The sequence below is a fragment of the Rubrivivax rivuli genome, from assembly GCF_004016505.1.
In the GTDB taxonomy this organism is placed as follows: Bacteria; Pseudomonadota; Gammaproteobacteria; order Burkholderiales; family Burkholderiaceae_C; genus Rubrivivax; species Rubrivivax rivuli.
Window position 1 is genome coordinate 551,829 of record NZ_SACR01000005.1, and the last position, 26,863, is coordinate 578,691.

23 protein-coding genes and 3 tRNA genes are annotated in these 26,863 nt (G+C 70.6%); 20 read left to right on the forward strand and 6 right to left on the reverse strand.

Annotated elements, in window-relative coordinates; translation table 11 throughout:
- The first annotated feature begins 9 nt into the window (after nucleotides 1-9).
- From EOE66_RS18395 to EOE66_RS18440, 10 genes are all read left to right on the forward strand, one after another.
- The gene (locus tag EOE66_RS18395; RefSeq protein WP_128230173.1) at nucleotides 10-888 is read left to right on the forward strand and encodes an SPOR domain-containing protein; all 879 of its coding nucleotides are present in this window, start codon (nucleotides 10-12) and stop codon (nucleotides 886-888) included.
- Entirely contained in the window at nucleotides 888-1,394 is a 507-nt protein-coding gene (locus EOE66_RS18400; RefSeq protein ID WP_245479096.1) for a CvpA family protein, read from the forward strand. Before EOE66_RS18395 ends, EOE66_RS18400 begins: the two co-directional genes overlap by 1 nt.
- 54 nt (nucleotides 1,395-1,448) lie before the next feature.
- Nucleotides 1,449-2,987: an amidophosphoribosyltransferase gene (purF, locus tag EOE66_RS18405; RefSeq protein WP_128230174.1), complete on the forward strand. Its 1,539-nt coding sequence runs from the start codon at nucleotides 1,449-1,451 to the stop codon at nucleotides 2,985-2,987.
- Entirely contained in the window at nucleotides 2,984-4,186 is a 1,203-nt protein-coding gene (locus tag EOE66_RS18410; RefSeq protein WP_128230175.1) for an O-succinylhomoserine sulfhydrylase, read from the forward strand. The genes purF and EOE66_RS18410 overlap by 4 nt, the downstream gene beginning before the upstream one ends.
- Nucleotides 4,183-5,595, forward strand: a complete 1,413-nt coding sequence (gene gltX / locus EOE66_RS18415) for a glutamate--tRNA ligase (protein ID WP_128230176.1) — start codon at nucleotides 4,183-4,185, stop codon at nucleotides 5,593-5,595. Before EOE66_RS18410 ends, gltX begins: the two co-directional genes overlap by 4 nt.
- 86 nt (nucleotides 5,596-5,681) lie before the next feature.
- Nucleotides 5,682-5,757 (forward strand) — tRNA-Ala (locus EOE66_RS18420).
- A gap of 44 nt (nucleotides 5,758-5,801) precedes the next feature.
- Nucleotides 5,802-5,877: transfer RNA gene (locus tag EOE66_RS18425), tRNA-Glu, on the forward strand.
- Nucleotides 5,878-5,955: 78 nt separating this feature from the next.
- Nucleotides 5,956-6,032, forward strand: a tRNA-Asp gene (locus EOE66_RS18430).
- 175 nt (nucleotides 6,033-6,207) lie between these two features.
- Nucleotides 6,208-7,467, forward strand: a complete 1,260-nt coding sequence (locus EOE66_RS18435; protein WP_128230177.1) for a cyclic di-GMP phosphodiesterase — start codon at nucleotides 6,208-6,210, stop codon at nucleotides 7,465-7,467.
- Nucleotides 7,468-7,570: 103 nt separating this feature from the next.
- Nucleotides 7,571-9,154 (forward strand): ABC transporter substrate-binding protein, encoded by a 1,584-nt coding sequence (locus EOE66_RS18440; protein WP_128230178.1) that lies wholly within the window; start codon nucleotides 7,571-7,573, stop codon nucleotides 9,152-9,154.
- Between the two features lie 24 nt (nucleotides 9,155-9,178).
- On the opposite strand, the gene EOE66_RS18445 is transcribed toward EOE66_RS18440, so the two are convergent.
- The 3 genes from EOE66_RS18445 to kefF all read right to left on the reverse strand — a co-directional run bounded on the left by EOE66_RS18445 (nucleotide 9,179) and on the right by kefF (nucleotide 12,147).
- Nucleotides 9,179-9,610 carry a DUF1841 family protein gene (locus tag EOE66_RS18445; RefSeq protein ID WP_128230179.1) on the reverse strand — a complete coding sequence of 144 codons (432 nt, stop codon included), beginning with the start codon at nucleotides 9,608-9,610 and terminating at the stop codon, nucleotides 9,179-9,181.
- Nucleotides 9,611-9,681: 71 nt separating this feature from the next.
- Nucleotides 9,682-11,523 carry a glutathione-regulated potassium-efflux system protein KefC gene (gene kefC, locus EOE66_RS18450; RefSeq protein WP_128230180.1) on the reverse strand — a complete coding sequence of 614 codons (1,842 nt, stop codon included), beginning with the start codon at nucleotides 11,521-11,523 and terminating at the stop codon, nucleotides 9,682-9,684.
- Nucleotides 11,524-11,529: 6 nt separating this feature from the next.
- Nucleotides 11,530-12,147 carry a glutathione-regulated potassium-efflux system oxidoreductase KefF gene (gene kefF, locus EOE66_RS18455; protein WP_128230181.1) on the reverse strand — a complete coding sequence of 206 codons (618 nt, stop codon included), beginning with the start codon at nucleotides 12,145-12,147 and terminating at the stop codon, nucleotides 11,530-11,532.
- Between the two features lie 100 nt (nucleotides 12,148-12,247).
- Between kefF and EOE66_RS18460 the strand changes: the two genes are divergently transcribed.
- The 4 genes from EOE66_RS18460 (at nucleotide 12,248) to EOE66_RS18475 (ending at nucleotide 16,103) form a co-directional block, all read left to right on the forward strand.
- Nucleotides 12,248-12,871, forward strand: a complete 624-nt coding sequence (locus EOE66_RS18460; RefSeq protein WP_128230182.1) for a ParA family protein — start codon at nucleotides 12,248-12,250, stop codon at nucleotides 12,869-12,871.
- A gap of 17 nt (nucleotides 12,872-12,888) precedes the next feature.
- A complete protein-coding gene (locus EOE66_RS18465) occupies nucleotides 12,889-13,341 on the forward strand; it encodes a MaoC family dehydratase (RefSeq protein WP_128230183.1) in 453 nt (150 codons plus the stop codon).
- A gap of 89 nt (nucleotides 13,342-13,430) precedes the next feature.
- Nucleotides 13,431-14,201 carry a response regulator gene (locus EOE66_RS18470; RefSeq protein ID WP_128230184.1) on the forward strand — a complete coding sequence of 257 codons (771 nt, stop codon included), beginning with the start codon at nucleotides 13,431-13,433 and terminating at the stop codon, nucleotides 14,199-14,201.
- 18 nt (nucleotides 14,202-14,219) lie between these two features.
- The gene (locus EOE66_RS18475; protein WP_128230185.1) at nucleotides 14,220-16,103 is read left to right on the forward strand and encodes a hybrid sensor histidine kinase/response regulator; all 1,884 of its coding nucleotides are present in this window, start codon (nucleotides 14,220-14,222) and stop codon (nucleotides 16,101-16,103) included.
- 13 nt (nucleotides 16,104-16,116) lie between these two features.
- Here the strand turns inward: EOE66_RS18475 and EOE66_RS18480 are convergent, their stop codons facing one another.
- Together EOE66_RS18480 and dinB are read right to left on the reverse strand one after the other, a co-directional pair.
- Nucleotides 16,117-17,271 (reverse strand): alpha-hydroxy acid oxidase, encoded by a 1,155-nt coding sequence (locus EOE66_RS18480; RefSeq protein WP_128230186.1) that lies wholly within the window; start codon nucleotides 17,269-17,271, stop codon nucleotides 16,117-16,119.
- Nucleotides 17,272-17,363: 92 nt separating this feature from the next.
- Complete coding sequence (gene dinB / locus EOE66_RS18485) at nucleotides 17,364-18,506, reverse strand: DNA polymerase IV (protein WP_128230187.1); 1,143 nt, start codon at nucleotides 18,504-18,506, stop codon at nucleotides 17,364-17,366.
- Nucleotides 18,507-18,666: 160 nt separating this feature from the next.
- Here dinB and EOE66_RS18490 point away from each other — a divergent pair, with 160 nt between their 5' ends.
- The 3 genes from EOE66_RS18490 to EOE66_RS18500 all read left to right on the forward strand — a co-directional run bounded on the left by EOE66_RS18490 (nucleotide 18,667) and on the right by EOE66_RS18500 (nucleotide 22,110).
- A complete protein-coding gene (locus EOE66_RS18490; protein ID WP_128230188.1) occupies nucleotides 18,667-19,905 on the forward strand; it encodes a DUF5666 domain-containing protein in 1,239 nt (412 codons plus the stop codon).
- Nucleotides 19,906-19,971: 66 nt separating this feature from the next.
- Entirely contained in the window at nucleotides 19,972-20,892 is a 921-nt protein-coding gene (locus tag EOE66_RS18495; protein WP_128230189.1) for a DUF6502 family protein, read from the forward strand.
- 3 nt (nucleotides 20,893-20,895) lie between these two features.
- Nucleotides 20,896-22,110 (forward strand): DUF5666 domain-containing protein, encoded by a 1,215-nt coding sequence (locus EOE66_RS18500; RefSeq protein ID WP_128230190.1) that lies wholly within the window; start codon nucleotides 20,896-20,898, stop codon nucleotides 22,108-22,110.
- 25 nt (nucleotides 22,111-22,135) lie between these two features.
- Here EOE66_RS18500 and argH read toward each other — a convergent pair whose 3' ends face one another.
- Nucleotides 22,136-23,563, reverse strand: coding sequence for an argininosuccinate lyase (argH, locus tag EOE66_RS18505; RefSeq protein WP_128230191.1), 1,428 nt, complete (start codon nucleotides 23,561-23,563; stop codon nucleotides 22,136-22,138).
- 88 nt (nucleotides 23,564-23,651) lie between these two features.
- On the opposite strand from argH, the gene EOE66_RS18510 reads away from it, so the two are divergent.
- The 3 genes from EOE66_RS18510 (at nucleotide 23,652) to EOE66_RS18520 (ending at nucleotide 26,860) form a co-directional block, all read left to right on the forward strand.
- Nucleotides 23,652-24,779: a sensor histidine kinase gene (locus EOE66_RS18510; RefSeq protein WP_128230192.1), complete on the forward strand. Its 1,128-nt coding sequence runs from the start codon at nucleotides 23,652-23,654 to the stop codon at nucleotides 24,777-24,779.
- Between the two features lie 18 nt (nucleotides 24,780-24,797).
- Nucleotides 24,798-25,580, forward strand: a complete 783-nt coding sequence (locus EOE66_RS18515) for a LytR/AlgR family response regulator transcription factor (RefSeq protein ID WP_128230193.1) — start codon at nucleotides 24,798-24,800, stop codon at nucleotides 25,578-25,580.
- A gap of 350 nt (nucleotides 25,581-25,930) precedes the next feature.
- Nucleotides 25,931-26,860 (forward strand): hypothetical protein, encoded by a 930-nt coding sequence (locus tag EOE66_RS18520; RefSeq protein WP_164885160.1) that lies wholly within the window; start codon nucleotides 25,931-25,933, stop codon nucleotides 26,858-26,860.
- Nucleotides 26,861-26,863: the final 3 nt, after the last annotated feature.

Here is a 26,863-nt window from a genome sequence, read left to right on the forward strand (position 1 = left end):
TGACGCCGCATGCGCCTGCCCTTCCTTCGCGCCAAACCTGAGGCCGACGCTGCCAGCCCGGCCCGGGCGCGCAGCGATCGCGCCCGCAGCGCGCCCCCTGCCGAGGCCGCCTCGGCCGACGTGGCCCAGGCCCGCACGCGCGCCCGCCAGCGGCTGGTGGGCGCGCTGGTGCTGCTGGCGGTGGGCGTGGTGGGTTTTCCCTTGCTCTTCGAGACCCAGCCGCGGCCGCTGCCGGTGGACATCCCCATCCGCATGCCGGCCGGCGAGATGGCGCCGGCGCCCGTTGGCGCTGCGGCCCCCGGGCTGCGACCCCTGCCGGTGACGGCGCTGCCGCCCGATGCCGGCAGCGAGATCGCCGTGGTCGACCCGGCGGCCAGTGCCGCTGCGGCGCGTGCGGTGGTGACGGCGGCGGCTTCATCGCCAGTGGTGGCAGCAGCGCCGCTGCCGGTGCCGCCGGCCGCCAACCCGCCTGCGGTGCTGCCGCGCGCTTCGGCGCCGGCCGTGGCGGCGTCTGCGAGGGCCACGACCACCGCGGCCGTCCCTGCGCGGCCCGCCGCCTCCGCTCCCAGCCCGACGGCCGCCCGGCCCGTGGCCACCACGGCCGACGGCGCCCGCGCCGCCGCCTTGCTGGCGGGCGCGGCCAGCGCACCGGCGGCGTCTGGGCGTTTCGTGGTGCAGGTGGGGGCCTACACCGACGCGCGCATGCTGAAGGAAACCCGCAGCAAGGTCGAGAAGCTCGGCCTGCAGACCTACACGCAGGTGGTGGAGAACGTCGCCGGCAAGCGCACGCGCGTGCGCCTGGGCCCCTACGCCACGCGTGACGAGGCCGAGGCGGCGGCGGCCAAGCTCAAGCGCGCGGGGCTGCCGGCCAACATTCTGGCCTTGTGATGGCCGCGCTGGACGCCCTGGCCTGGGTCGACTGGGTGCTGCTGGCCGTGCTGGCCGTGTCCATCGTCATCGGGCTCGTGCGCGGCTTCGTCTTCGAATGCCTCTCGCTGGCCGGCTGGGTGGTGGCCTGGTTCGCGGCCCAGTGGGGCGCGCCGCACCTGGCGGTGCAGTTGCCCGTGGGCACACCGGGCTCGGCGCTCAACCTGGGGGCGGCTTTCCTGCTGGCCTTCGTGGGCGCGCTCGTCGTCTGGGCGCTGCTGGCGCGGCTGCTGCGCATGCTGATCCATGCCACGCCCCTTTCGGTGCCCGACCGCCTGCTCGGCGCCGGCTTCGGCGCACTGCGCGGTGGCGTGCTTTTGCTGGCGCTGGCGACGGTGGTGATGCTGACGCCGGCCGCACAATCGCAAGCTTGGCGTGCATCGCACGGCGGGCCCTGGCTGTCGCAGGGCTTGCTGTGGCTCAAGCCGCTGCTGCCGGAAGCGGCGGCGCGCTTGCTGCCAGCCTGAACGCCCCCAACTCCGCTACCCCTGCTACCCCGCTAGCCCAGGACACCCAACACCATGTGCGGCATCGTCGGCGTCATCTCGCGCAACCCCGTCAACCAGCTGATCTACGACGCGCTGCTGCTGCTGCAGCACCGCGGGCAGGACGCAGCCGGCATCGTCACCATGCTCGGCACCAAGTGCTTCATGCACAAGGCGCGCGGCATGGTGCGCGACGTCTTCCGCACCCGCAACATGCGAGCACTGCCCGGCAGCGTGGGCCTGGGCCAGGTGCGCTACCCCACGGCCGGCAACGCCTACAGCGAAGAAGAGGCCCAGCCCTTCTACGTGAACGCGCCCTACGGCATCGTGCTGGTGCACAACGGCAACCTCACCAACGCGCAGGCGCTGAAGGCCGAGCTTTTCGACGTCGACCGCCGTCACATCAACACCGAGAGCGACACCGAGGTGCTGATCAACGTGCTGGCGCACGAACTCGAGCAGGTGGCGCTGCGCTCCAGCGGCGGCTCGCTGCCGCTCACGCCCGATCTGGTCTTCAAGGCCGTGGGCGCGGTGCACAAGCGCATCAAGGGCAGCTACGCCGTCATCGCGCTGATTGCCGGCCATGGGCTGCTGGCTTTCCGTGACCCGTATGGCATCCGCCCGCTGTGTTTCGGCGAGGGCCTGAACAACGAAGGCCAGCGTGACGTGATGGTGGCGAGTGAATCGGTGGCGCTGGACGGCACCGGCCACACGCTCACGCGTGATGTCGCGCCTGGCGAGGCCATCTTCATCGACCTGGAAGGCCACATCCACGCCCGCCAGTGCGCCGAGCACCCGACGTTGAACCCCTGCATCTTCGAGTACGTCTACCTCGCGCGGCCCGATTCGGTGATGGACGGTGTCTCGGTCTACCACGCGCGCCTGAACCTGGGCGAGACGTTGGCGCAGCGCGTGATCAACGCGATGCCGCCCACCGACATCGACGTCGTCATCCCCATCCCCGAGAGCAGCCGCCCCAGCGCCATGCAGCTGGCGCACCGCATCGGCAAGCCCTACCGCGAGGGCTTCGTGAAGAACCGCTACGTGGGCCGCACCTTCATCATGCCGGGGCAGGGCGTGCGCAAGAAGAGCGTGCGCCAGAAACTCAACGCCATCGGCATGGAGTTCAAGGGCCGCAACGTGATGCTGGTGGACGACAGCATCGTGCGCGGCACCACCAGCAAGGAGATCGTGCAGATGGCCCGCGAGGCCGGCGCCCGCAAGGTCTACATGGCCAGTGCCGCGCCGCCGGTGCGCTTCCCGAACGTCTACGGCATCGACATGCCGACGAAGGAAGAACTCATCGCGCACGGCCGCAGCGTGGAAGAGATCCGCCAGTACATCGGCGCCGACGCGCTGATCTACCAGGACGTGGATGCGATGAAGCGCGTGGTGGCGGCGCTCAACCCGAAGATCAAGACCTTCGAGGCCAGCTGCTTCGACGGCACCTACATCACCGGCGATGTGACTGCCGAAGACTTCGCCACCATGCAGGCGCAGCGCAAGCTGCAGTTCGACGAAGAAGACAGCAGCCGCTCGCGCCTGGCGCTGCAGGGCGAAGAGGCCCCGCGATGAGCATCCCGCGCGTGAACCTGCCGGCCGACGCCCGGCTCGACACCCTGGCGGTGCGCGAGGGCCTGCCGCCCACGCCCTGGGGCGAAAACAGCGAGGCGCTCTTCCTCACCAGCTCTTTCGTGCACCCCGACGCGGCCACCGCCGCGCGGCGCTTCGCCAACGAAGAAGAGGCCTTCGTCTACAGCCGTTTCAGCAACCCCACCGTCACGATGATGGAGCGCCGGCTGGCGGCGCTGGAAGGCACCGAGGCCTGCATCGGCACGGCCAGCGGCATGGCGGCCATCACGATGATCATCCTCGGCCTGCTCAAGGCCGGCGACCACGTGGTGTGCTCGCAGAGCACCTTCGGCTCCACGATCAAGCTCTTCCAGGACTTTGCGAAGTACGGCGTGACGACCAGCTTCGTCTCGCAGACCGACGTCGCGGCCTGGAAGGCCGCCGTGCGGCCTGAAACCAAACTGCTCTTCGCCGAGAGTCCCACCAACCCGCTGACCGAGGTGTGCGACATCCGCGCGCTGGCCGACATCGCGCACGAGGCCGGCGCGCTGCTGGCGGTGGACAACTGCTTCTGCAGTCCCGCGCTGCAGCGCCCGGCCGAGATGGGCGCCGATCTGGTGATGCACAGCGGCACCAAATACCTCGACGGACAAGGTCGCGTGATCGCTGGCGCCTTGTGCGGCAGCGAGGCACTCATCAACGGCAAGTTCGTGCCGGTGATGCGCAGCGCCGGGCTGAGCCTCTCGCCCTTCAACGCCTGGGTGGTGCTCAAGGGGATGGAGACGCTGTCCATCCGCATGGAAGCGCAAAGCGCCCGCGCCCTGAAGCTGGCGCAGTGGCTCGAACAGCAGCCCGCGGTGGAACGTGTCTACTACCCCGGCCTGGCCTCGCACCCGCAGCACGAACTCGCCATGCGCCAGCAGCGGGGCCTGGGCGGTGCGGTGCTGTCCTTCACCGTGAAGGGCGGCCGCGAAGGCGCCTGGGCGGTGTCGGACGCCACGCGCATCTGCTCGGTCACCTCCAACCTGGGCGACACCAAGACCACCCTCACGCACCCTTCCACCACCTCGCACGGCCGGCTGTCGGAAGAACAGCGCCAGGCCGCCGGCATCACGCAGGGCCTGCTGCGTGTGGCCGTGGGGCTGGAAGACGTGCAAGACCTCCAGAACGACCTGCTCGCAGGTCTGTCCCAGCTCGCATGACCCACGCCCCTACCTCCACTGTCCGCACCCGCATCGCGCCTTCGCCCACCGGCTTCCTGCATCTGGGCACGGCGCGTACCGCGCTGTATTCGTGGGCCTATGCGCGCCACCACGGCGGCGAGTTCGTGCTGCGCATCGAAGACACCGACGTCGCGCGCTCCACGGAAGACAGCGTGCAGCAGATCCTTGCCAGCATGGCCTGGCTGGGCCTGCAGTACGACGAAGGCCCGATCTACCAGATGCAGCGCTTGGAGCGCTACCACGCGGTGGTCGAGCAGATGATCGCAGCCGGCACCGCCTACCGCTGTTATGCCTCGCCCGAGGAACTCGACGCCATGCGCGAGGCCCAGCGTGCGCGCGGCGAGAAGACGCGCTACGACGGCCGCTGGCGCCCCGCGCCCGGCAAGGTGCTGCCGGCCGTGCCCGAGGGCGTGAAACCCGTCGTGCGCTTCGCCAACCCGGCCTACGGCCACGTGCAGTGGGACGACCTGGTGAAGGGCCCCATCAGCATCAGCAACGAAGAGATCGACGATCTCATCATCCTGCGCCCCGATGGGGTACCCACCTACAACTTCGCGGTGGTGGTCGACGACTTCGACATGCGCATCAGCCACGTCTTCCGCGGCGACGAGCACATCAACAACACGCCCTGGCAGATCAACATCTGGCGCGCCATCGCGGGCGAGGCGCCGCTGCCGCGCTACGGCCATTGCCCCATCATCCTGGGCGACGATGGCTTGAAGCTCAGCAAGCGCCGCGGTGCCGTCAGCGTCACGGCTTACGAAGAAGCCGGCTACCTGCCCGAGGCCATGCTGAACTACCTGGCCCGCCTGGGCTGGAGCCACGGCGACGACGAGCTCTTCAGCCGCGAACAGATGGTGCAGTGGTTCGACGGCAGCCACCTCGCCAAGAGCCCCGCGCAATGGGACCCTGCCAAGCTCGCCTGGGTCAACGCGCACTACCTGAAGACCGCGGCCGACGAACGCCTGGCCGGCCTGCTGCAAGGCCAGCTGGCGCGCCGCGGCATCGCCACCGACGACCTGCCGCTACTGGCCCGTGCGTCTGCCTTGTTCAAGGACCGCTGCAGCACCGTGGTTGAACTGGCCGACTGGGCGGCGATGCTCTTCGGGCCGGTGTCACCCACAGCCGAGGATCTGGCCACCCACCTCACCGACGCCGTGAAGCCGGCACTGGCCACGTTTGCAGACAAGCTGGCCACCGCGGCCTGGGACAAGGCGGGCATCGCCGCCGCGATGAAGGAAGCCCTGGCCGCGCACCAGCTGAAGATGCCGCAGTTCGCGCCGGCCGTGCGCGTGCTGGTGTGCGGTCGCGCACAGACGCCGTCGGTGGACGCCGTGCTGGCGCTCTTCCCCAGAGAAGTTGTGCGAGAGCGCTTGCAGAGTCTTTGAAAAGTGTTCTAGAATCTAAGACTCGCTTGAACAGCACTGAAGACTGAGCAGCGCAGCAGCAAAAACTGCAGCAAAGCAGAGGTTACGGGGGTATAGCTCAGCTGGGAGAGCGCTTGCATGGCATGCAAGAGGTCAGCGGTTCGATCCCGCTTACCTCCACCAATCAAGCGCTGTTCAAGAGGGAAGGTGGCAACACCAAGGTTCACGTCCCCTTCGTCTAGAGGCCTAGGACACGACCCTTTCACGGTTGTAACAGGGGTTCGAATCCCCTAGGGGACGCCAACTTCGGTTGGCCCCGAACGCAAGTTCGGCAAGCCTGGCAGGGCTTGGGTCGCAAGACCGCAACGCTGCTTACCGCGTGGAGTGGTAGTTCAGTTGGTTAGAATACCGGCCTGTCACGCCGGGGGTCGCGGGTTCGAGTCCCGTCCACTCCGCCAAGTCTTTGAAAGCCGCCTGGGGTTAGCGCCTCGGCGGCTTTTTCTTTGCTTGAGGCGCGCCAGGGGCGGGCGCGTTGCAGAGCCCGCTCAAGCGGGCCGGGTTTGCGTCGATATCCAGCACTTGACGGTCGGCAATCGCCGGTCGTCCACCCACCGCGCCGCCGCCACCCAGCCCATGCTCAAGAAGATTGCTGTCGACCAGCTGCGCCTGGGCATGCACCTGCACAAGCTGGAAGGCCGGTGGATGGATCACCCCTTCTGGAAGACGCGCTTCGTGCTGACGAGCGCCGACGACCTGGCGCTGCTTCGCTCGAGCCCGGTGCGTGAGTGCTGGATCGACACGGCACAAGGCCTGGACGTGGCCGTGCCTGTCGACGACGACACCCCGCCGACGCCCACGCCCGGCTTGAGCTCGGCGCCTGGGCCGGTGCCGGTCATCGCCCGCGCGCCGGCACCGGTCGATACGGGCCCGCGCGCGATGAAGGACGAGATCCGCCAGGCGGCCGCGATCTGCGACAAAGGCCGCGAGGCCGTGGTGGCGATGTTCAACGAAGCGCGCATGGGCCGGGCGGTGGACGCCGAGGGCTGCCTGCCCCTGGTGGACGAGATCTCGGGGTCGGTGCTGCGCAACCCGGGTGCCCTGGTGAGCCTGGCCCGCCTGAAGTCGAGGGACGACTACAGCTACATGCACTCGGTGGCGGTGTGCGCACTGATGGTTGCGCTGGGCCGCCAGATCGGCATGTCCGACGACGAGTGCCGCATCATCGGGCTGGCCGGGCTGATGCACGACATCGGCAAGGCCCTCATGCCACTGGAAGTGCTGAACAAGCCGGCGCGCCTGACCGACGAAGAATTCACCATCATGCGTTCGCACCCCGTGCGCGGGCACGAGATGCTGCTGGAAGGCCGAGGCGCCACGCCGGAGATGCTGGACGTGGTGCTGCACCACCACGAGCGCCCGGATGGCAGAGGCTACCCGCACCGGCTGAGCGGCGACCAGCTCAGCAGCGTGGCGCGCATGGGCGCGATCTGCGACGTCTACGACGCCATCACCTCGAACCGCCCCTACAAGTCAGGCTGGGACCCGGCCGAGTCGATCGCTCAGATGGCTTCCTGGAAGGGCCAGTTCGACGAGGTCCTGTTTGCCGCCTTCGTGCAGAGCCTGGGCATCTATCCGACCGGCTCGCTGGTGCGCCTGCACTCTGGCAAGCTGGCCGTGGTGGTGGAGCAGAACGCGGGCAAGCTGGTGGCGCCGGTGGTCAAGACCTTCTACTCGACGAAGTCGCAGATGCGCATCACGCCCGAGCGCATCGATCTGGCGCGGCCGGGTTGCGCCGATCGCATCGTCGGCCGCGAGCCTCAGGAAGCTGGCAACTTCCCGGGCCTGGACGAGCTCTGGGCCGACCCCGAGACGCTGCGCCGCCGCGGTCGCTGAAGCCTCGCAGGCGCAGCCCAGCCCTGCAGCGGCCTCGGCGCAGGCCCTTCTCTACACTCGCCACCGAAGGCGCTCGGCGCCCAACCGTTGACGAGGACGAGAGATGAGATCCCTACGAACGCTGGCCTTGCTGCTGCCCCTGCTGGCAGCGCTGCCCGCCTCGGCCCAGACCCTGCGCTGGGCCAGCCAGGGCGATGCGATGACGATGGACCCGCATTCGCAGAACGAGACCCTGACCAACAGCATGAACGGGCAGGTCTACGAGACGCTGGTGGTGCGCGACCGCCAGCTCAACCTCGTGCCCGGCCTGGCCACGGCCTGGCAGCAGACCGGCCCGCTGACGTGGCGCTTCACGCTGCGCAGCGGCGTGAAGTTCCACGACGGCGCACCCTTCACGGCCGAAGACGTGGTCTTCTCGATCCAGCGTGCGCAGTTGCCCACCTCCAACGTGGCGGTGTATGCCAACGCCCTGGGCGAGCCCAAGGCCGTGGGCCCGCTGACGGTGGAGTTCCGCACGCCGCGCGTGAACCCGGTCTTCTTGCAGCAGCTGGGCACCATCTTCATCATGAACAAGGCCTGGTGCGAGAAGCACCGCGTGGCCAAGCCGCTGGACTTCAAGAACCGGGAGGAGAGCCACGCTTCCTTCAACGCCAACGGCACCGGGCCCTTCATGCTCGACAAGCGCCAGCCCGGCACGCGCACCACCTACAAGCGCTTTGCGGGCTGGTGGGGCGAGCGCGAAGGCCGTCGCACGGGCAACGTGCAGGAGATCGTCTTCAACAGCATCGCCAACGACGCCACGCGGCTGGCGGCGCTGGTTTCGGGCGAGATCGACTTCGTCATCGACCCGGCGCCGCGCGACGTGCCGCGCCTGCGCCGCACCGCCGGCGTGAAGGTGATCGAGGGCCCGGAGAACCGCGCACTGTTCATCGGCATGGACCAGTCGCGCGACGAACTGCTCTACAGCAGCGTGAAGGGCAAGAACCCCTTCAAGGACATCCGTGTGCGCCAGGCGCTGTACCACGCCATCGACATCGAGACCTTGCGCACCAAGCTGATGAACGGCCTGGCCGTGCCCACGGGCAGCCCGCTGCCGAGCCCGCTGGGCCATTACAACGACCCTGAGTTCGAGAAGCGGCTGCCCTTCGATGTCGCGCGCGCCCGCGCGCTGATGGCCGAGGCCGGCTACGCCGAGGGCTTCGAGGTCACGATGGACTGCCCGAACAACCGTTACGTCAACGACGAGGAGATCTGCATCTCGCTGGCCTCGATGTGGGCGCAGATCAAGGTCAAGCTGCGCGTCAACGCCCAGCCGCGCGCGCTGTGGTTCCCGAAGATGGAGCGTGGCGAGACCAGCCTGTTCATCCTGGGCTGGGGTGGTGCCGTGACCGATGCCGAAACCACGATCACGCCGGTGATGCGCGTGCCAGGCCCGCAGGGCCAGGGCTATTACAACTGGGGCCGCGTGAAAAACGAGAAGTTCGAGCAACTGGCCGCGGCCTCGAGCATCGAGCCCGACCCGAAGAAGCGTGAAGGCCTGATCAAGGCGGCGTTGCGCGAGTACCGTGACCAGGTGCACCTGATCCCGTTGCACCGCCAGGTCATCCCCTGGGCGGCACGCAGCAACGTGGAGGTGGTGCACCGCGCCGACAACTGGCTGGAAGTGGCCTGGGTCACGGTGAAGTGAAGCCAGCGCTGCGCTGAATCAGGGTCAGCGCGTCGCGCGGCGGCGCACGGCCTCGATGTAGGCCGGCCCGTCGGGCGGCAAGCCGCTGCGCTGGCTGGCCCAGATCATCTCGCCCAGGCACTCCATCACCTCGTGGTGGGCCTCGTGCAGCGAGTTCCGCCGGGCCGCGAGCAACTGCACCGCCTGGCGGATGCCGGTGGGCTGGTCGATGGCCGCCTGCTCGTGGATGCTGAGGTGCATGCTCAGGTGCAGGAAGGGGTTGCTGCGGCCGTCTTCCACGGTGTACTGCGCGGCCAGCGCTGCGGCCTCGTCGGAAAGGTCGGCGTGGTATTCGGGGTGCTCGGCGATCCAGCGCGCGGCGATGTCTTCCATGGGGTCGAGCGGGCGGCCGTCGCGCTGCTTGGCGTAGGCGGCGCAGAAGAAGCGCCGCACGTCGGACTGGGAGGGCTGGAACATCGCGGAATTGTCGCCCCTGGCCCGCGTACCCCGCCCAGGCCCCGAGACCGCAGCGGTCATCGCAGGCCGCTTCAGTCGTCGCCTTCGTCGTGTTGCGCTGAAAAGCCGGCATTGCGCCGCTGCCGCGAGGTTTCGCGCTCGGCACGCTCCTGGGCCCAGAGCTCTTCCAGCTGCTGGCGGCCCTGCTTGGCCAGCGCGATGAGTTCCTTCTCGTTGCCCTGGTGGGGGGCCATGGCCTGCATCAGCTCCAGCGTGTGGCGCTTGAAGCGCAGCGCCTGCTGGCGAGCCGTGTGGGGCTGCCAGCCCATCAGTTCCAGCACGGTGCGGCCGCTGAGGAGTGCCGCGTCGAAGGTCTCGCGTTCGATGTGCTGCACGCCGCGCTCGTGCAGGCCGTACCAGTGCGTGGCGTTGCGCGCGCGCGCCACCAGCGTGGCCTGCGGGAAATGCTCGCGCAGCAGGTCCACCACCGCCAGGCTTTGCGCGGTGTCGTCGATGGCCACCACGATGACGCGGGCCGTGGCGGCGCCGGCGATGCGCAGCAGGTCCAGCCGCGTGGCGTCGCCGTAGAAGGCCGGCCAGCCGAAACGGCGCACCGTGGCCACCTGCTCGGCGTCGTGGTCCAGCACCGTGGCGCTCAGGCCGTTGGCGTTGATCAGCCGGCCCACCACCTGGCCGTAGCGGCCGAAGCCGAGGATGAGGATGGGCGCGGCCTGGTCTTCGGCAATCTCGTCCAGCGCCGGCCCGCTGCCGCGCGCGGCCAGGCGCGGCGCGATCACGCGGTCCACCAGCAGCATCAGCAGCGGCGTCACCAGCATCGACAGGGCGATGGCCGCGAGCAGGAAGGACGACGGCCCCGCCGCCACCAGCCCCGCGCTGCCCGCCGTCTGCAGCACCACGAAACCGAACTCGCCGCCCTGGGCCAGCATCACCACGAACACCGGGCGTTCGGCGAGCGGCATGTCCATCAGGCGTGCCATCGCCACCAGCAGCAGGCCCTTGAGCAGCACGAAGCCGGTCACCACCGCCGCCATCAGCAGCGGCTGCGTCAGCACCACGGCGAAGTCGATGCTCATGCCCACGGCGATGAAGAACAGGCCCAGCAGCAGGCCCTTGAAGGGCTCGAGGTCGGTTTCCAGCTGGCGGCGGTATTCGCTCTCGGCCAGCAGCACGCCGGCGAGGAAGGCGCCCAGCGCCATGCTCAGCCCCACCGCATGCATCAGCGCCGCGGTGCTCACCACCAGCAGCAGGCTGGCGGCGGTGAAGATCTCGGGCGAGCCGCTGCGCGCAATCCAGCGCAGCGCCGGCCGCACCAGCAACCGCCCGCCGAGGACGATGGCCAGCACCATGCCCACGCCCTGCGCGAGGCCGAGCCAGGGCCCACCGGTGCCCGCCGGGCGCATGGCCAGCATGGGCAGCAGCGTGAGGATGGCGATGCCGCCGATGTCCTGGAACAGCGAGACGCTCAAGATGCTGCGCCCGCCGCTGGTGGGCATGAGGTTGCGTTCGGCCACCGTGCCCAAGGCGATGGCGGTGGACGACTGCGCCAGAGCCAGCCCCGCCACCAGCGCCAGCAGCGGCGTCAGGCCGGCAGCCAGCGCCACCGCGCCTACCAGCGCCGTGCTGCCGAAGAGCTGCACGCTGCCCCAGCCGAAGATGGGCCGGCGCAGCGACCACAGCCGCTTGGGTTCCAGTTCCAGCCCCACCAGGAAGAGCATCAGCACCACGCCGAACTCGGCGAACTGCAGGATGGTCGCGGTGTCGGTCACGGCCTTCAGGCCCCAGGGCCCGATGACGACGCCCGCTGCCAGGTAGCCGATGATCGAACCCAGCCCCAGCAGGCGGGCCAGCGGCACCGCCAGCACGGCGGCCCCCAGGTAGACGACGGTGGCGTGCAGCCAGCTCGGCAGGTCCATGCGGTGTCAGCCTTCAGCCGGCCGCGCGTCGGCGGGCACGGCGCATTCGGGGGCGGGCTCGAGATCGTCGAGCTCGGGCCAGCGCGGGTGGCTCAGCAGCCGCTCGATGAACAGCGCGGCGTGGGCGTCGAGTGTGGCTTCGTCGGCGCGGTGCGCGCCGTGCAGCACCAGTGGCGGCAGCCAGCGCATGCCGCAGAGCGCGGCGGTCTGCTCGTGCGGGTGCAGGAAAGCGTCGAAGAAGTAGCGGTTGTGGCCGTCGGGCCGGTAGCTGCTGCTGGGGCCGCCGGTGCTGGCGGCCAGCCAGAGGTCCTTGCCGCGCAGCGCTTCACCGCCCGGGCCGTAGGCCCAGCCGAAGGCGAAGACCTCGTCCAGCCACAGCTTCATCAGCGCCGGCATCGAATACCACTGCACCGGGTGCAGCCACACCACCAGTTTCGCGGCCTGCAGCGCGGCCTGCTCGGCGGCCACGTCGATGAAGTAATCGGGGTAGCGGCGGTAGAGGTCGTGCACGGCCAGGCGTTCGGGCTCGGCCCGGGCGGCGCGCTCGGCCGCGTCGAGCAGGCGCCGCGTGACGCGCGAGTGCTCCAGCTGCGGGTGGGCGGCGATGATCAGGATGTCGGGCATGGTGGGCGGCGCGGGCAGTCCCCGCTGGGGGCGCCGCTACCATACCCCAGGCCCGGAGCTGCCCACCCCCCGACACCGCCACTGCCGCAGGAGACCGCCCATGCCCGTGATCGTGATCGCCAACCCCAAGGGAGGCGTTGGCAAGAGCACGCTGGCCACCAACGTGGCCGGGTGCCTGGCGGCGGCCGGGCATGCCGTGATGCTGGGCGATGTCGACCGCCAGCAGAGCAGCCGCCAGTGGCTGGCGCAGCGCCGGCGCAGTGCGCCCGGCCTGCCGGCCATCAGCGGTTGGGACGTGGCGCACGACAACGTGGTGCGCCCGCCCAAGGGCAGCACGCACGTGGTGCTGGACACCCCGGCCGGCCTGCACGGCAAGCGCCTGGACGCGGTGATGAAGATCGCCGACCGGCTGCTGATCCCGCTGCAGCCCAGTCTCTTCGACATCCAGGCCACGCATGCCTTCGTGCAGGAGCTGCGCGCCCACAAGCGCGGGCACGAGGTGAAGATGGGCCTGGTGGGCATGCGCGTGCGCGAGCACACCCGCGCCAACGAGCAGCTGCACCACTACCTGAGCACCTTGCCGCTGCCCGTGGTGGCCTGGCTGCGCGACACGCAGAACTACGTGCAGCTGGCCGCCCGCGGCCTGACGCTGTGGGACGTGGCGCCCAGCCGCGTCGAACGCGATCTGGCGCAGTGGGGTCCGCTGTCGGCCTGGATCGCCTGAACCTGGAAAGCAAGCGCTTGAAGCACTACGACACCCTCGCCAGCCTGCAGCCCCTGGTGGGCCAGGACATCGGCACCAGCGACTGGGTCACCATCGACCAGGCCCGCATCGACCAGTTCGCGCAGGCCACCGGCGACCACCAGTGGATCCACGTCGACCCGGTGCGCGCCGCCGCCGGCCCCTTCGGCACGACGGTGGCCCACGGCTTCCTCACGCTGAGCCTGGTGCCGCTGCTCTTCGACAGCGGCTTTGCCATCGCCGACGTGAAGATGGGCGTCAACTACGGCCTGAACCGCGTGCGCTTCACCGCGCCGGTGCCGGCCGGCGGGCGGGTGCGCGGGCAGTTCAAGCTGCTGGCCTACGAGCCGCTGCCTGGCGGCGCCCAGCTGACGGTGCAGGTCACCATCGAGCTCGAAGGCTCGTCCAAACCGGCCTGCGTGGCCGAGACCGTCTCGCGCCGGTACACCTAGCGCGGGCGGGCCAGCTTCCCCCATCGTGGGGAGGCAGGGGGCTGCAAACGCGGGGCCAAAATGCCCCGGTCCTGGTTCCCGGAGCTGCCATGAAAGTGCTGTTGGTCGACGATCACCCCCTCGTGCTGTCGGCGCTGCAGCAGGTCATCCAGCGTGTGGGCAGCGGCACCACGGTGATGGGCGTGGACAGCGCCGCCGCCGCCCGCGCCGCGCTGGCGCAGGACAGCGACTACGACCTCGTGCTGCTCGACCTGGCCCTGGGCGATGCCGACGGCTTCGACGTGCTGGTGGAGTTCCGCGCCGCCTACCCCGCGGTGCCGGTGGTGGTGGTCTCGGCCTCCGACCGCGCCAGCGACGTCATCCGCGCCATCGACAGCGGCGCCATGGGGTTCGTGCCCAAGCGCAGCTCGCACGGTGAACTGCACGAGGCGCTGCGCATGGTGATGACGGGCGCGATGTACGTGCCGCCCTCGATGCTGGGCCTCGACTTCAGCCGCGCCGTGCACATGGGCGACACCGTGCCCGGCGTGATGCGCAGCGGCCCCGACAGCGGCTTCATGGCCGCCGACACCGCCCCGCTGGGCCCCGCCGCCCGCCCCGAGCCGCACCAGAAGGTGCCCACGTTGGCCGACGTGGGCCTCACGCCGCGCCAGAGCGAGGTGCTCTCGCTGCTGCTGCAGGGCCTGCCCAACAAGCTGATCGCGCGGCAGCTGAACCTCTCGGTCGAAACCGTGAAGGATCACGTGGCCGCCGTGCTGCGCGCCTTGGGCGTGAGCTCGCGCACCCAGGCCGTGCTGGCCGTGAGCCAGATGACGCAAGGGCAGGGCGGCTCCTTCGCCTGGCGGCTGCCGCCGCGCTGAACCCCGAGCTGCTGCGACATGCCCGCTGACGCCGCCGGGTTGCCGGCCATCGCTGGCGCTGTACCGCCGGCTGCACCCGCGCCGGCCGTCGCGGGCGGACCGGGCGGGCGCGTCGATCACATCCGCGCGCTGTATGTGCAGACGCCGGCCACGCTGACCGGCAACCTCATCGGCATGGCCCTGATGGCCTCGATGTTCTGGAGCCTGGCGCCACCCGGGCGGCTCTTCGGCTGGCTGGCGGTGGGCGCCACGCTGTGGTTGCTGCGCCTGGCGCATTACGTGCGTTTCCGCCGGCAGCAAGACGCCGACGGCGAGCAACTGCGCCTGTGGCGGCGCAGCTGGATGGCCCTGGTGCTGTGCCAGGGCGCGCTGTGGGGCACGGCGGTGTGGCTCTTCTGGGGCCTGGGCACGCATTACCACGTGGTGGCGCTGATCCTCATCGTCTACAGCTACTGCCTGGGCTCGGTGCAGTTGCTGGCCACGCAAAGTCGCGTCTTCCTGGCCTTCATCAGTCTGGTGCTCACGCCCACCATCGTGCGCATTGCCAGCGACACCAGCCAGGCCTGGCACCTGCAACTGGCCATCATCCTGACGCTGCTGTTCTGCATCACGGTGCTGATGGCGCGCACCTACGGCAGCGCGCTGGGCCAGGCCATCACGCTGAAGACCCGCACCGACGAGTTGGCTGGCCGCCTGCGCACCGAGATGCTGGCCGCCGAAGAAGCGCGCCGCCTGGCCGACGAGGCGCGCCGGGCCGCCGAGGCCGCCAACCGCGCCAAGACGCAGTTCTTCGCCGCCGCCAGCCACGACCTGCGCCAGCCGTTGCACGCCATGGGCCTGTTCGCCGAGGCGCTGCGCCAGCGCAGCCACGACCCCGAGGTGGCCAGCCTCGTCAACAGCATCAACGAAAGCGTCGACGCGCTGGAAGGCCTGTTCGGCGAGCTGCTCGACATCACCCGCATCGACACCGGCGGCGTCGACGTGAACCCGGCGCCGGTACGCCTGCGCGAACTCTTCCAGCGCCTGCGCCTGCACTTCGAGCCGGTGGCCTTCGAGAAGGGCCTGATGCTCAGCTTCCGCGGCGAGGGCCTGGTAGCGCACGCCGACCCGGTGCTGTTGGAACGCGTGCTGCGCAACCTGGTGAGCAATGCCATCCGCTACACCGACGACGGCGGCGTGCTCGTCAGCGCCCGCCTGCGCCAGCGCCCCGAGGGCCCGCGCCTCCTGGTGCAGGTGTGGGATTCGGGCATCGGCATCAGCGAAGCCAGCCTGCCGCGCATCTGGGAAGAGTTCTTCCAGGCGCAGAGCAACCGCCCGCTGGAGGCGCACCAGCGCAAGGGCCTGGGCCTGGGGCTGGCCATCGTCAAGCGCCTGTCGGTGTTGATGGAAGCACCGATCAGCGTGCGCTCGCGCCAGGGGCATGGCACGGTCTTCAGCCTGGAGGTGCCGGTGGGCAAGGCGCCTCGCGGCAGCATCGAGGCCGCGCCGGCCGGGCCCAAGATGCCCATCGGCCTGACCTTGGAGGGCCGCTTCATCGTGGTGGTGGAAGACGAGGCCGCGGTGCGAGAGGGCCTGGTGGTGCTGCTGCAGGCCTGGGGCGCGCGCGTGGCCGCCTTCGACACCGTGGAGGCGCTGGAAGCCTGGCTGGCCTCACCTGGCGCCGAGCCGCCCGACCTGCAGCTGGTGGACTACCGGCTGCCGCAGGGCCGCACCGGCATCGACGCGCTGGTGGCGCTGCGCGCGCGCTGGGCCGGCCGGCGCCTGCCGGCCATCGTCATCACCGGCAGCAGCCTGGGCGGCCACGAGGACGAGGCCGTCACTCACGACTACCACTTGCTCATCAAGCCCGTGCTGCCGAACAAGCTGCGCGCGATGATCGCTTTCAAGCTGGGCGTGAGGTAGAGCCCCCCCGACCTCAGGGCTTGGGGAAGGTGCCCGGCAGCAGGATGCCGGTGTCCACGTCCCGAATCTGCGTGCGGCCGCAGAAGGCCATGGTCAGGTCGAGTTCCTTGTGGATGATCTCCAGCGCCTTGGCCACACCTTCGCGGCCCATGGCGCCCAGGCCGTAGAGGAAGGCACGTCCGATGTAGGTGCCCTTGGCACCCAGCGCAATGGCCTTCAGCACGTCTTGCCCGCTGCGGATGCCGCTGTCCATGTGCACCTCGATCTGGGAGCCGACTTCGGCCACGATGGCCGGCAGCGCCTCGATGCTGGTCTGCGCGCCATCCAACTGGCGGCCACCGTGGTTGCTGACGATCAGCGCATCGGCGCCGCTGGCCACGGCCAGGCGCGCGTCTTCCACGTCTTGAATGCCTTTCAGGATGAGCTTGCCGCCCCAGCGCTTCTTGATCCACTCGACATCGCCCCAGTTCAGGCGCGGGTCGAACTGCTGCGCCGTCCAGGCGCCCAGGTTGGCCATGTCGGTGACGCCCTTCACATGCCCGACGATGTTGCCGAACTGCCGCCGCTTCGTGCCCAGCATGCCCATGCACCAGCGTGGCTTGGTCATCATGTTCACGATGTTGGCGATGGTGAGCTTGGGCGGCGCCGAGAGGCCGTTCTTCAGGTCCTTGTGGCGCTGGCCGAGGATCTGCAGGTCGAGCGTGAGCACCAGCGCATCGCACTTGGCGGCCTTGGCGCGGTCGATCAGGCGCTCGATGAAATCGCGGTCGCGCATCACGTAGAGCTGGAACCAGAAGGGCTGCTTCGTGTGCGCGGCGATGTCCTCGATGCTGCAGATGCTCATGGTGCTGAGCGTGAAGCGCGTGCCGAAGGCCTCGGCCGCCTGCGCCGCGAGGATCTCGCCGTCGGCGTGCTGCATGCCCGTCAGGCCCGTGGGCGCGATGACCACAGGCATCTTCACGTCCACGCCCACCATCTTGGTGGCGGTGCTGCGGCCTTCCATGTTCACGGCCACGCGCTGGCGCAGCTTGATCTTGTGGAAATCGGTGGTGTTGGCGCGGTAGGTGCTCTCGGTCCAGCTGCCGCTGTCGGCGTAGTCGTAGAACATGCGCGGCACGCGCTTCTGCGCCAGCACGCGCAGGTCTTCGATGGTGGTGATGACGGTCATGCGGCTTGTCTCCTCGCCGTCGATGCTAACGGCGGGGCCGCCGCTGCGCGCTCAGCGTGGCGAGCGCTTGCCAGGCAGCGCGGCTCGGGGCGCTACAGCTTCACCAGCGAACCCGCGCGCACCCCCAGCAGGCGGATGCGCCGCTGCAGGTCCACGCGCTTCAGGCACAGCCCCGCGGCGTGGCGGATGGCGCCGGCGTCGGCCACCGGCTGCGGCAGCGTGAGGTCGCGCGTGACGGTCTTGAAATCCTCGAAGCGCAGCTTGATGCCGATGGTGCGGCCGGCGTAACCCTTGCGCTGCAGGTCGGTGGCCACCTGCGTGGCCAGGCGCGTGAAGATGGCGCCGAGTTCGTCGCGGTCGCGCACGGCGTGCAGGTCGTTTTCGAAAGTGGTTTCGCGGCTCATCGACACCGGCTCGCCACGTGTTTCCACCGGCCTGTCGTCGCGGCCTTGGGCGGCTTCGTGCAGCCAGCGGCCGTAGCTGCGGCCGAAGTGCTCCACCAGCCAGCGGGGCTCGGCTGCAGCCAGCTGGCCGATGGTCTGCAGGCCCAAGGCGGCCAGCTTGGCCGCGGCCTTCGGGCCGATGCCGTTGATGCGCCGCACGCCCATGGGCCAGACGCGCGTGGGTAGGTCGTCGTGCGTCAGCACGGTCAGGCCGTCGGGCTTGTCCAGCTCGCTCGCGATCTTGGCCAGCAGCTTGTTCGGCGTCACACCGATGGAGCAGGTGAGCCCCGTGGCGCGGCGCACGTTGTTGCGGATGTCCTGCGCGAGGGCGCGCACGCCACCGAAAGGGTCGTGGCCCACGGCCTCCTGCGCGCCGGGCAGGTGCGTGAGGTCGATGTAGATCTCGTCGATGCCGCGGTCTTCGATCAGCGGCGCCACCTCGGCCACGGCGGCCTTGAAGCGGCGCGACATCGCGCGGTACTGCTCGAAGTCGGTGGGCAGCAGCACGGCCTGCGGCGCCAGCGCCGCGGCCTTCATCAGGCCCATGCCGCTGTGCACGCCGAAATCACGTGCGGCGTAGGTGGCGGTGGTCACCACGCCGCGGCCCGCGTAGCCGGCCAGCGTGGAGAACTGCCGCGTGCCATCGGGCAGGAGCGTCGGCTGGTGGCGCCGCCCGCCACCGATCACCACCGCCTGGCCTTGCAACTCGGGGTAGCGCAGCAACTCGACGGACGCATAGAAGGCGTCCATGTCGAGATGGGCGATCCAGCGGCGCGGCGGCACGGGGTTCATGGGCCGGCGAGCGTAGCGCGCCGCCGCACCGGGCCCGCGCGCCGGGCGCGTTGCGCTTGTGTGCGGTCTGCAACAACTCGACACTGAAATGCGCAAAAAGCGCATTTACACTGCGGTCAGCGGCGCCACCCAGGTTGCCGTCCCTGCCGGAGACCCTGCCATGCGCCCCGAGAACACCCCAGCCCCGACCCTGGCCACGCGCCGCACCGCCCTCACCGCCGGCACCGCGCTGCTGTCGGCCGCCTTCCTGCCCGGCTGCGGCGGTGGCGGTGGCGACAGCGCCAGCCCCGCCAGCAGCACACCCGCCACGCCCGCGGCGGCCGCGGCCAGCAGTTATGCCCAGGGCGCCATCACCGGCTTCGGTTCGGTGATCGTGGGCGGCGTGCGCTACGACGACAGCACCGCCACCGTCACCGACGACGACGGCAACGCCCGCAGCAGCCGCGAGTTCCGCCTGGGCATGACGCTGCAGGTGGATGCCGGCAACGTCGACCGTGCCAACGCCAGTGCACTGGCGCTGCGCATCCGCCTGGGCAACGAAATCGTCGGCCCCGTGGGCACGGTGGACACCGCGGCCTCCACCGTCACGGTGCTCGGCCAGACGGTGCTCGTGACCACCAGCACCGTCTTCGACGACAGCCTCACCGGCGGCCTGGCCGCGCTGACGGCCGGCAAGGTGGTGGAGGTCTACGGCATCCTCGACCCCTCCAACGCCCGTATCGTGGCCACGCGCATCGAGGCGGAAGACAGCGTCACCGCGTACAAGCTGCGCGGTGCCATCGCGGCGCTGGACACCACGGCCAAGACCTTCACCATCAACGGCCAGGTCATCAACTACGCCAGCGTGCCCGCGGCCAACGTGCCGGCCAACCTGGCCAATGGGCAGATCGTGCGCGTGCTGCTGAATACCACGCAGGTGAACGGCCAGTGGGTGGCCACGGCGGTGCGTGGCGGCCTGCGTCTGCCTCCCACGCTGCCCGACGCGAAGGTCGAAGGCGTGATCACGGCCTTCACCTCGACCACCAGCTTCACCGTCAACGGCCTGGCCATCAACGCCAGCGGCGCCACCTTCCCCGACGGCACGGCCGGCGTGGTGCTGGGCGCGCGCGTGGAAGTGTCGGGCCAGGTGGTGGACGGGGTGCTGGTGGCGACCAAGGTCGAGATCGAGGAGCGCCGCACGCAAGGCGTCCGCCCGCTGGAACTGCGCGGCGAAGTCGGCAACCTCAACACCACCGACAAGACCTTCGCGCTGCGCGGCGTGACCGTCTGGTACGGCGGCACGGTGGAGTACCGGGACGGCACCGAGGCCACGCTGGCCAACGGCCGCCGGGTGGAAGTGCGCGGCGTGCTCAGCACCGACCGCACGCGCCTGGAAGCGCGTCGCGTCGAGTTCAAGTAAAGCCGGCCACGCAGCGCCCCTCGGCGCACGGGCCGGCCGCTACAGTGCGGCCGGCCCGCCCGCACGATGAGCAACCCCGCCCCAGCCCCCGCCGATACCGCCCCCGATGCGCCCGCGCCCGAACGCCAGGCCCTGCAGCAGGCCCTGGCCGGGTTGCTGGACTCGGTGGCGCAACTCGGCGTGGCGCGTGGCGTGCCCGTGGCCGAGGTGGAGGAACTGCTGCGCCAGGCCTACGTGCGGCGCGCCGCACAAGCCCACCCCGGCCTGCCCGAACACCGCAAGGTCAGCCGCATCAGCACCACCACGGGCCTGCACCGGCGCGAAGTGGCGCGCCTCGTGCAACTGCTGGCCGAGCCGGCCGCCGAGGCGCCGCGCCCGCGCGCGCGCTCGCTGGCCAGCGAGGTGTTCACGCACTGGCGCACGCAGCCGCCCTTCCGCGGCGCCGATGGCGAGCCCTGCGTCTTGCCGCGCCTGGGCCCGGCGCCCAGCTTCGAGGCCCTGGCTCAGGCCGTCACGCGCAACGTGCACGCACGCAGCCTGCTCGACGAACTCTGCCGCCTGGGCGTGGCGCGCTGGGACGTGCAGGCCGACACCGTGGCCGTGGTGCGCGAGGGCTTCGTGCCTGGTAACGACGAGACGCAGAGCCTGGCTTTCCTCGGCGACAACGTGGGTGACCACTTGCGAGCCGCGGTGCAGAACGTGCTGGGCGGCGACAACCGCCAGCACTTCGAGCAGGCGGTCTTCGCCTCGGGCCTGTCGGCAGCCTCGGTGGCTTCGGTGCGGCCCGTGGTGCGGGCGCAGTGGCAGGCGCTGTTGCAGGCGCTGGTGCCCCTGCTCGAAGCCCACGTCGAACACGACGGCGCGCTCGACCCGCCCCCGCAAGGCCGCCTGCGCGTGGGCCTCTACACCTACCAGGAAGGGGCCGCGGCCGAGCCGCCCGTCCCACCTCTTGAACCCGTGCGGGCCCGTGCCCGCCGCAAAGGCTGAACCATGAAGCAGACCCCGAACTCCCCGCGCGCCACGGCCCGATGGATGGCCGCCTTGGCAGGCACTGCCGTGGTGCTGGCCGCCGTGCTGGGCGGCTGCGGCGGCGGCGTCGGCAGCGGCGGCACGGGCAGTTTCGCGTCGGGGCCCGTGCAGGGCTTCGGCTCGGTCATCGTCAACGGCGTGCGCTTCGACGACAGCACGGCGGCGGTGGAAGACGCCGACGGCACGCGACGCAGCCGCGACGACCTGCGCCTGGGCATGAGCGTGGAGATCGAGAGCTCGGCCATTGCCACCGGCAGCAGCGGGCCGGCCGCGACCGCCAGCCGCATCCGCTACGAGCCTGAACTGGTGGGCCCGGTGGGGCTGGTGGACGCCGCCGGCAGTGCCTTCACGCTGCTCGGCCAGCGCGTGACGGTGGACGCCGCCACCGTCTTCGACGATGCGCTGGCCGGTGGCGTGGCCGCCCTGGCCACCGGCCGCAGCGTGGCCGTGCACGGCGCCTGGGACGCGGCTGCCGAGCGCTACCGCGCCACCCGGGTGGAGGTGGCCGCCAGCGCCGCGCCGCTGCGCCTGCGCGGCCTGCTGGCCGCCGTGGACAGCGCGGCGCAGACGCTGCGCATCGGCACCACGAGCTACAGCTATGCCGGCGCCAGTGGCGTGCCGGCCGGCCTGGCCGCCGGCCAGGTGGTGCGCCTGCGCCTGGCGGCCGCCACCAACCCGGTGCGCTGGACGGTGCTTTCCTTCGGCGAGACGCAGCGCACGCTGCCCGATGGCGAAGAGGCCAAGCTCAAGGGACTGATCACGGGCCTGGTGCCGGTGCAGGGGGGTGCGGCGCTCACCGCGATCCGCGTCAACGGCCAGCCGGTGGACCTGAGCACTGCGCAGATTCCCGACGGCCGCAACGCGCTGGTGCTGGGCGCGCGCGTGGAAGTGGAAGGCCGCGTGCAGGGCGGCCAGTTGCGCGCCACCAGCGTGCAGGTGCGCAGCGACCGGCAGGAAGAAGAGCGCGGTTTCGAGGTGACCGGGGCCATCGTCGCAGTGGACAGCACAGCCGGCACGCTGCAGGTGCGCGGCGTCACGGTGAGCACGCGGCGCAGCGACCTGCGCATCGACAACGGCACGCTGGCCGACCTGCGGGTGGGCCGCACGGTGGAAGTGCAGGGCGTGCTGGGCAGCGACCGCCGCACGCTGGAGGCCACGCGCATCCGGCTGCGCTGACGCCTGACGTGGAAGGCCGGAAGGCTCAGCCGGCGGCAAGTCGCCGCTGGTGCCGTTCCACCTGCGCCTGCACCTGCACCGGCGCGGTGCCGCCCAGCACACGGCGCGCGTTGAGGGAGCCGCGCAGCGTCAGCACTTCGGCCACATCGGCCGTCACGGCCGGGTTCAAGGCCTGCAACTCGGCCAGCGGCAGCTCGGCCAGATCGATGCCGCGCGCGATGGCGCTCTTCACGGCGTGCGCCACCACCTCGTGCGCATCGCGGAAGGGCAGGCCCTTCTTCACCAGGTAGTCGGCGAGGTCGGTGGCGGTGGCGTAGCCCTTGAGCGCAGCGCGCTCCATCGCCTCTTTCTTCACCGTGATGCCACCCACCATCTCGGCCATGATGCGCAGCGTGTCGGCCAGCGTGTCCACGGTGTCGAAGAGCGGCTCCTTGTCTTCCTGGTTGTCCTTGTTGTAGGTCAGCGGCTGGCCCTTCATCAGCGTGATGAGCGCCATCAGGTGCCCCACCACGCGGCCGCTCTTTCCGCGAGCCAGTTCGGCCACGTCGGGGTTGCGCTTCTGCGGCATGATGGAAGAGCCGGTGCAGTAGCGGTCGGCCAGGTCGATGAAGCCGAAGTTCTGGCTCATCCACAGCACGATCTCTTCGGCCAGCCGCGAAACGTGCACCATGCAGATGCTGGCCGCGGCGGTGAACTCCATCGCGAAATCACGGTCGCTCACGGCGTCGAGGCTGTTCTGGCAGACGCCGTCGAAGCCCAGCGTCCGGGCCACGCGCTCGCGGTCCAGCGGGTAGCTGGTGCCCGCCAGCGCGGCGGCGCCCAGGGGCAGCACGTTCACGCGCTTCCTCACATCGGCCAGGCGTTCGGCATCACGCGCGAACATCTCCACATAGGCCAGCAGGTGGTGCGCAAAACTCACCGGCTGTGCCACCTGCATGTGCGTGTAGCCGGGCATCACGGTCTCGGTGTGCTGCGCGGCCAGTTCCACCAGTGCGGCCTGCATCGCGGCCATCAGCTGCACCAGCTTGTCGATCTCGCCGCGCAGCCACAGGCGCACGTCGGTGGCCACCTGGTCGTTGCGGCTGCGGCCGGTGTGCAGGCGCTTGCCGGCATCGCCCACCAGCGCGGTGAGGCGGGCCTCGATGTTCAGGTGCACGTCTTCCAGCGCCAGCTTCCATTCGAAGCGGCCTTCCTCGATCTCTGCGCGGATCTGCGCCATGCCGCGCTGGATGTCGGCCAGGTCGTGCGCGCCGATGATGTGCTGCGCCGCCAGCATCTCGGCATGCGCCAGGCTGCCGGCGATGTCGGCCTGCCACAGGCGCTTGTCGAAGTTCACGCTGGCGGTGTAGCGCTGCACCAGCTCGCTCATCGGTTCGCTGAACAGGGCCGACCAGGCCTGGTGCTTGTTGGCCAGGGGGTCGGCGGAAGGTTGCTGGGCGGGCTGGTTCGACATGGGGTGCAGGGAGCTGGGGTGGGCGCCGTCAGGGCCGCGGCACAGGGGCGGCGGCGGGCACACTCCGTATTATCCGGCCGCCCCCTCGATGAGCCCTCCACCGCCTTCACCGCCCGCACCGCCGTCAGCGGCGCCGTCCACGCGCAGCACCGGCTTCGCGCAGAGCCGCTTCGACCCCTTGGCTGACGAGCGCAGCCGCGTGATGGCCATCACGGCCGCGAGTTTCGATGTCTGCCATCCGGCGCTGGCCCTGCGGGCCGTGGTGCTGGTGCAGGCGGTGCTGGCCGTGCTGGCCTTGGCCACGGCCAGCAGTGCGGCCGAATGGGGCACGCGCCAGGCCGTGCTGGCCTTTGCTGGCGTGGCCGGCAGCCTGCTGTGGCTGGTGGGCCTCTGCGCGCTGAAGCGGCCGCTGATGGCGCTGCCCAGCCTGCCGCGCGCGGTGCTGGTGCTGGGCCTGGGCGCGGTGGCGGCGGGGCTGGCCTGGTGGCCGCTGCTGTGGGCCGGGCTGGGCGGCGAGTTGCACGCCTTGCGCGTGGCCGCCGTGGGCCTGGGCGGCGTGTGTTTCGCGGCGATGCTGTGGGCCTGGCTCGATTTGCGCGCCCGCATCTGGCACCCGGCCGACGCCAGCGCGCGCCTGGCCGAACTGCAGAGCCGCATCCGCCCGCACTTCCTCTTCAACGCCTTGAACACCGCGCTTGCGCTGGTGCGCGTGGACCCGGCCCGCGCCGAGGCCGTGCTGGAAGACCTGAGCGAGCTCTTCCGCGCCGCGCTGGCCGAGGTGGGCGCCACCGTCACGCTGGAGGAAGAGATGGCGCTGGCGCGGCACTACCTGGCCATCGAGCAGGTGCGCTTCGGCCACCGGCTCGACGTGCAGTGGGAGGTCGACCCGCGCGTGCACGCCGCGCGCGTGCCTTCGCTGGTGCTGCAGCCGCTGGTGGAGAACGCCGTGCGTCACGGCATCGAGCCCGCCGCCGGCGGCGGGCGTGTGACGGTGCGTGCCGCCGTGCAGCGCGGGCAGGCGGTGGTGACGGTGATCAACACCCTCGGCCCGGAGCCTGGCATGCCCGGCCACGGCATGGCGCTGCACAACGTGCGCGAGCGCCTGCGCCTGCTGCACGACGTGGGCGCGCAGTGCGACGTGTGGCGCGAGCCTGCGGCGGCCGGCAGCGGCCTGCCCGACCTGTTCCACGCCCGCATCGTGCTGCCCTTGCCTTGAAGGGGAGACGCTGACGCCATGAACGTGCTCATCGTCGACGACGAAGACCTCGCCCGGCTGCGCCTGCGCGCGCTGCTGCAGGCGCTGCCGGAGTTCGATGTCAACGTGGTGGGTGAGGCCGGTGACGCCGCGCAGGCGCTGGCGCAGCTGAACACCCACATGGTGGACGCCGTGCTGCTGGACATCCGCATGCCCGGCCTCACGCCGCACGAGGGCCTGCACCTGGCCGCGCGGCTGCGCGCGATGCCGCAGCCGCCGGCGGTCATCTTCGTCAGCGCGCACGCCGAGCATGCGCTCAAGGCCTTCGAGCTGGAGGCGGTGGACTACCTCACCAAGCCCGTGCGCACCGAGCGCCTGCGCAACGCGCTGCAGCGCGTGCAGCAGCGCCTGCAGCCGCTCAGCACGATGCAGGCCGTGCTGCAGGAAGCCCCGGCCCTGGTGGTGAGCGACCGCGGCCGCGTGCTGCGCCTGCCGCTGCCCGAGGTGCTGGTGCTCAAGGCCGGGCAGAAGTACGTGACGCTGCGCACGCCGGGGCACGAGTACGTGCTGGACGACTCGCTGTCGGAACTGGAGCAGCGCCTGGCCGCACTGGGCGGCAATCACCTGCGCATCCACCGCAACGCGCTGGTGGCGCGCCACGCCATCCGCGAACTGGCGCTGCGAGAAGGCGGCGAGCCCGGCGAAGAAAGCGGTGACGAAGCGGGCGGCTGGGCCGTGCGCGTGGCACCGCTGGACGAGTGGCTGTCGGTCTCGCGGCGGCAGTTGGCGGCGGTGCGGGCGGCTTTGGCGGGTAGGGCGTGAACGGCGGCTTCGACGATCCTGCGGTCGCGCGGCAGCGGCAGCGTGTGGGCTTGTGGGCTCTGGGGGCCAAGGCGCTGTTGCTGGCAGTCCTGGGGGGATCATGGTGGTGGTGGGAGCAGCGTGGGCCGGACCACGAGGCCGCGAATGAGCGGCCGTCTGCCGTGCGCTCCCTTGGCCCTGCCGGTGCCGTGCCGTCCTCCGCAGCAGCCCCTGCAGGTTCCGACGCCCCACCCGGCGCAGCGGGCCCTGCCTCAGCACCCACGGCGTTGGCCGTTGCTGGTGCAGCGCCGGGTCCGGAGGCACGTGCCTCAGGGCCCAGCACTTCGTCCGGCCTGGCCGAACTGTGCGGCGTGGGCCAGATCTCTCGGGGCGCCGAGCCGCCGCACCTCTTCCAGCACGCGGTACAAGCCGCGTGGCCGCGTGTGCTGGCTGCCCTCGCGCAAGATCCGGCCGAGCGCGCGCGTGCAGCGGCGCTGGTGCTTCGTTTTGAGCTTCGCCACTTCGACGCACAGACCCGCGGGCAGCCTCTGCCCGCCGCCGAGGACCCGCGCTCGGCGCTGGCGGCCTTGGCCCTGAGCAGCCCCGACCCGGCTGTGTTCTGGTGGGCGTGGTCGACTTGCCAGATCGCGGCCTCGCCGGCGGCGTGTCAGCATCTCTCGCCGGCTGGCTGGATGGAGCGCGCGCCTGAGGAATTCATCTCCGACGCGGCACATTGGCTGTTGTGGGCCGGTGCGGAGCCTGCGCAGGCCGAGCGTGCAGTTGCGGGCATGCAACTGTCATCGCGATTCAGCCCAGCCCCACCCGTGACACCGTGGGTGGCATCGGTGCTGCCTGCCGATCTGCCGCCGTATCTGCATGTGCTCCTGCTGCTGCAGGCCCACGGGTTGGACGTCGCGCGTGACGGGGCCCTGAACCAAGGGCTAGCCGTCATCACAAAGCACTGCCGTTCGCCCGGGCTCGACAGAATCGGCGCTCTCCATTGCCGTGCCGCCGCGGAAACGCTTGAAAGGCGCTCACCCAGCCTGCTCGGCCTGGCGCTGTCGCGCCGTATCGGCGAGGTACACGGATGGCCGAAGCAGCGCCAGGACGCGGTGCACGAGAGCGTCCAAACCTTGACTCTGGCTGCCGGGCAGGTGCTGCCAGCTCATGCAGACCCCCTGGCTTGCGCAAATGTGGAGCGCACGCGGAAGCAACTCCTTGATCTGGCGGTTCACGGCGAGGTGGCTGCCTTCCGTCGGCTGGCGGCCCCTGCTGACAAGGCAAGGGCCGGACCGCGTTGAACG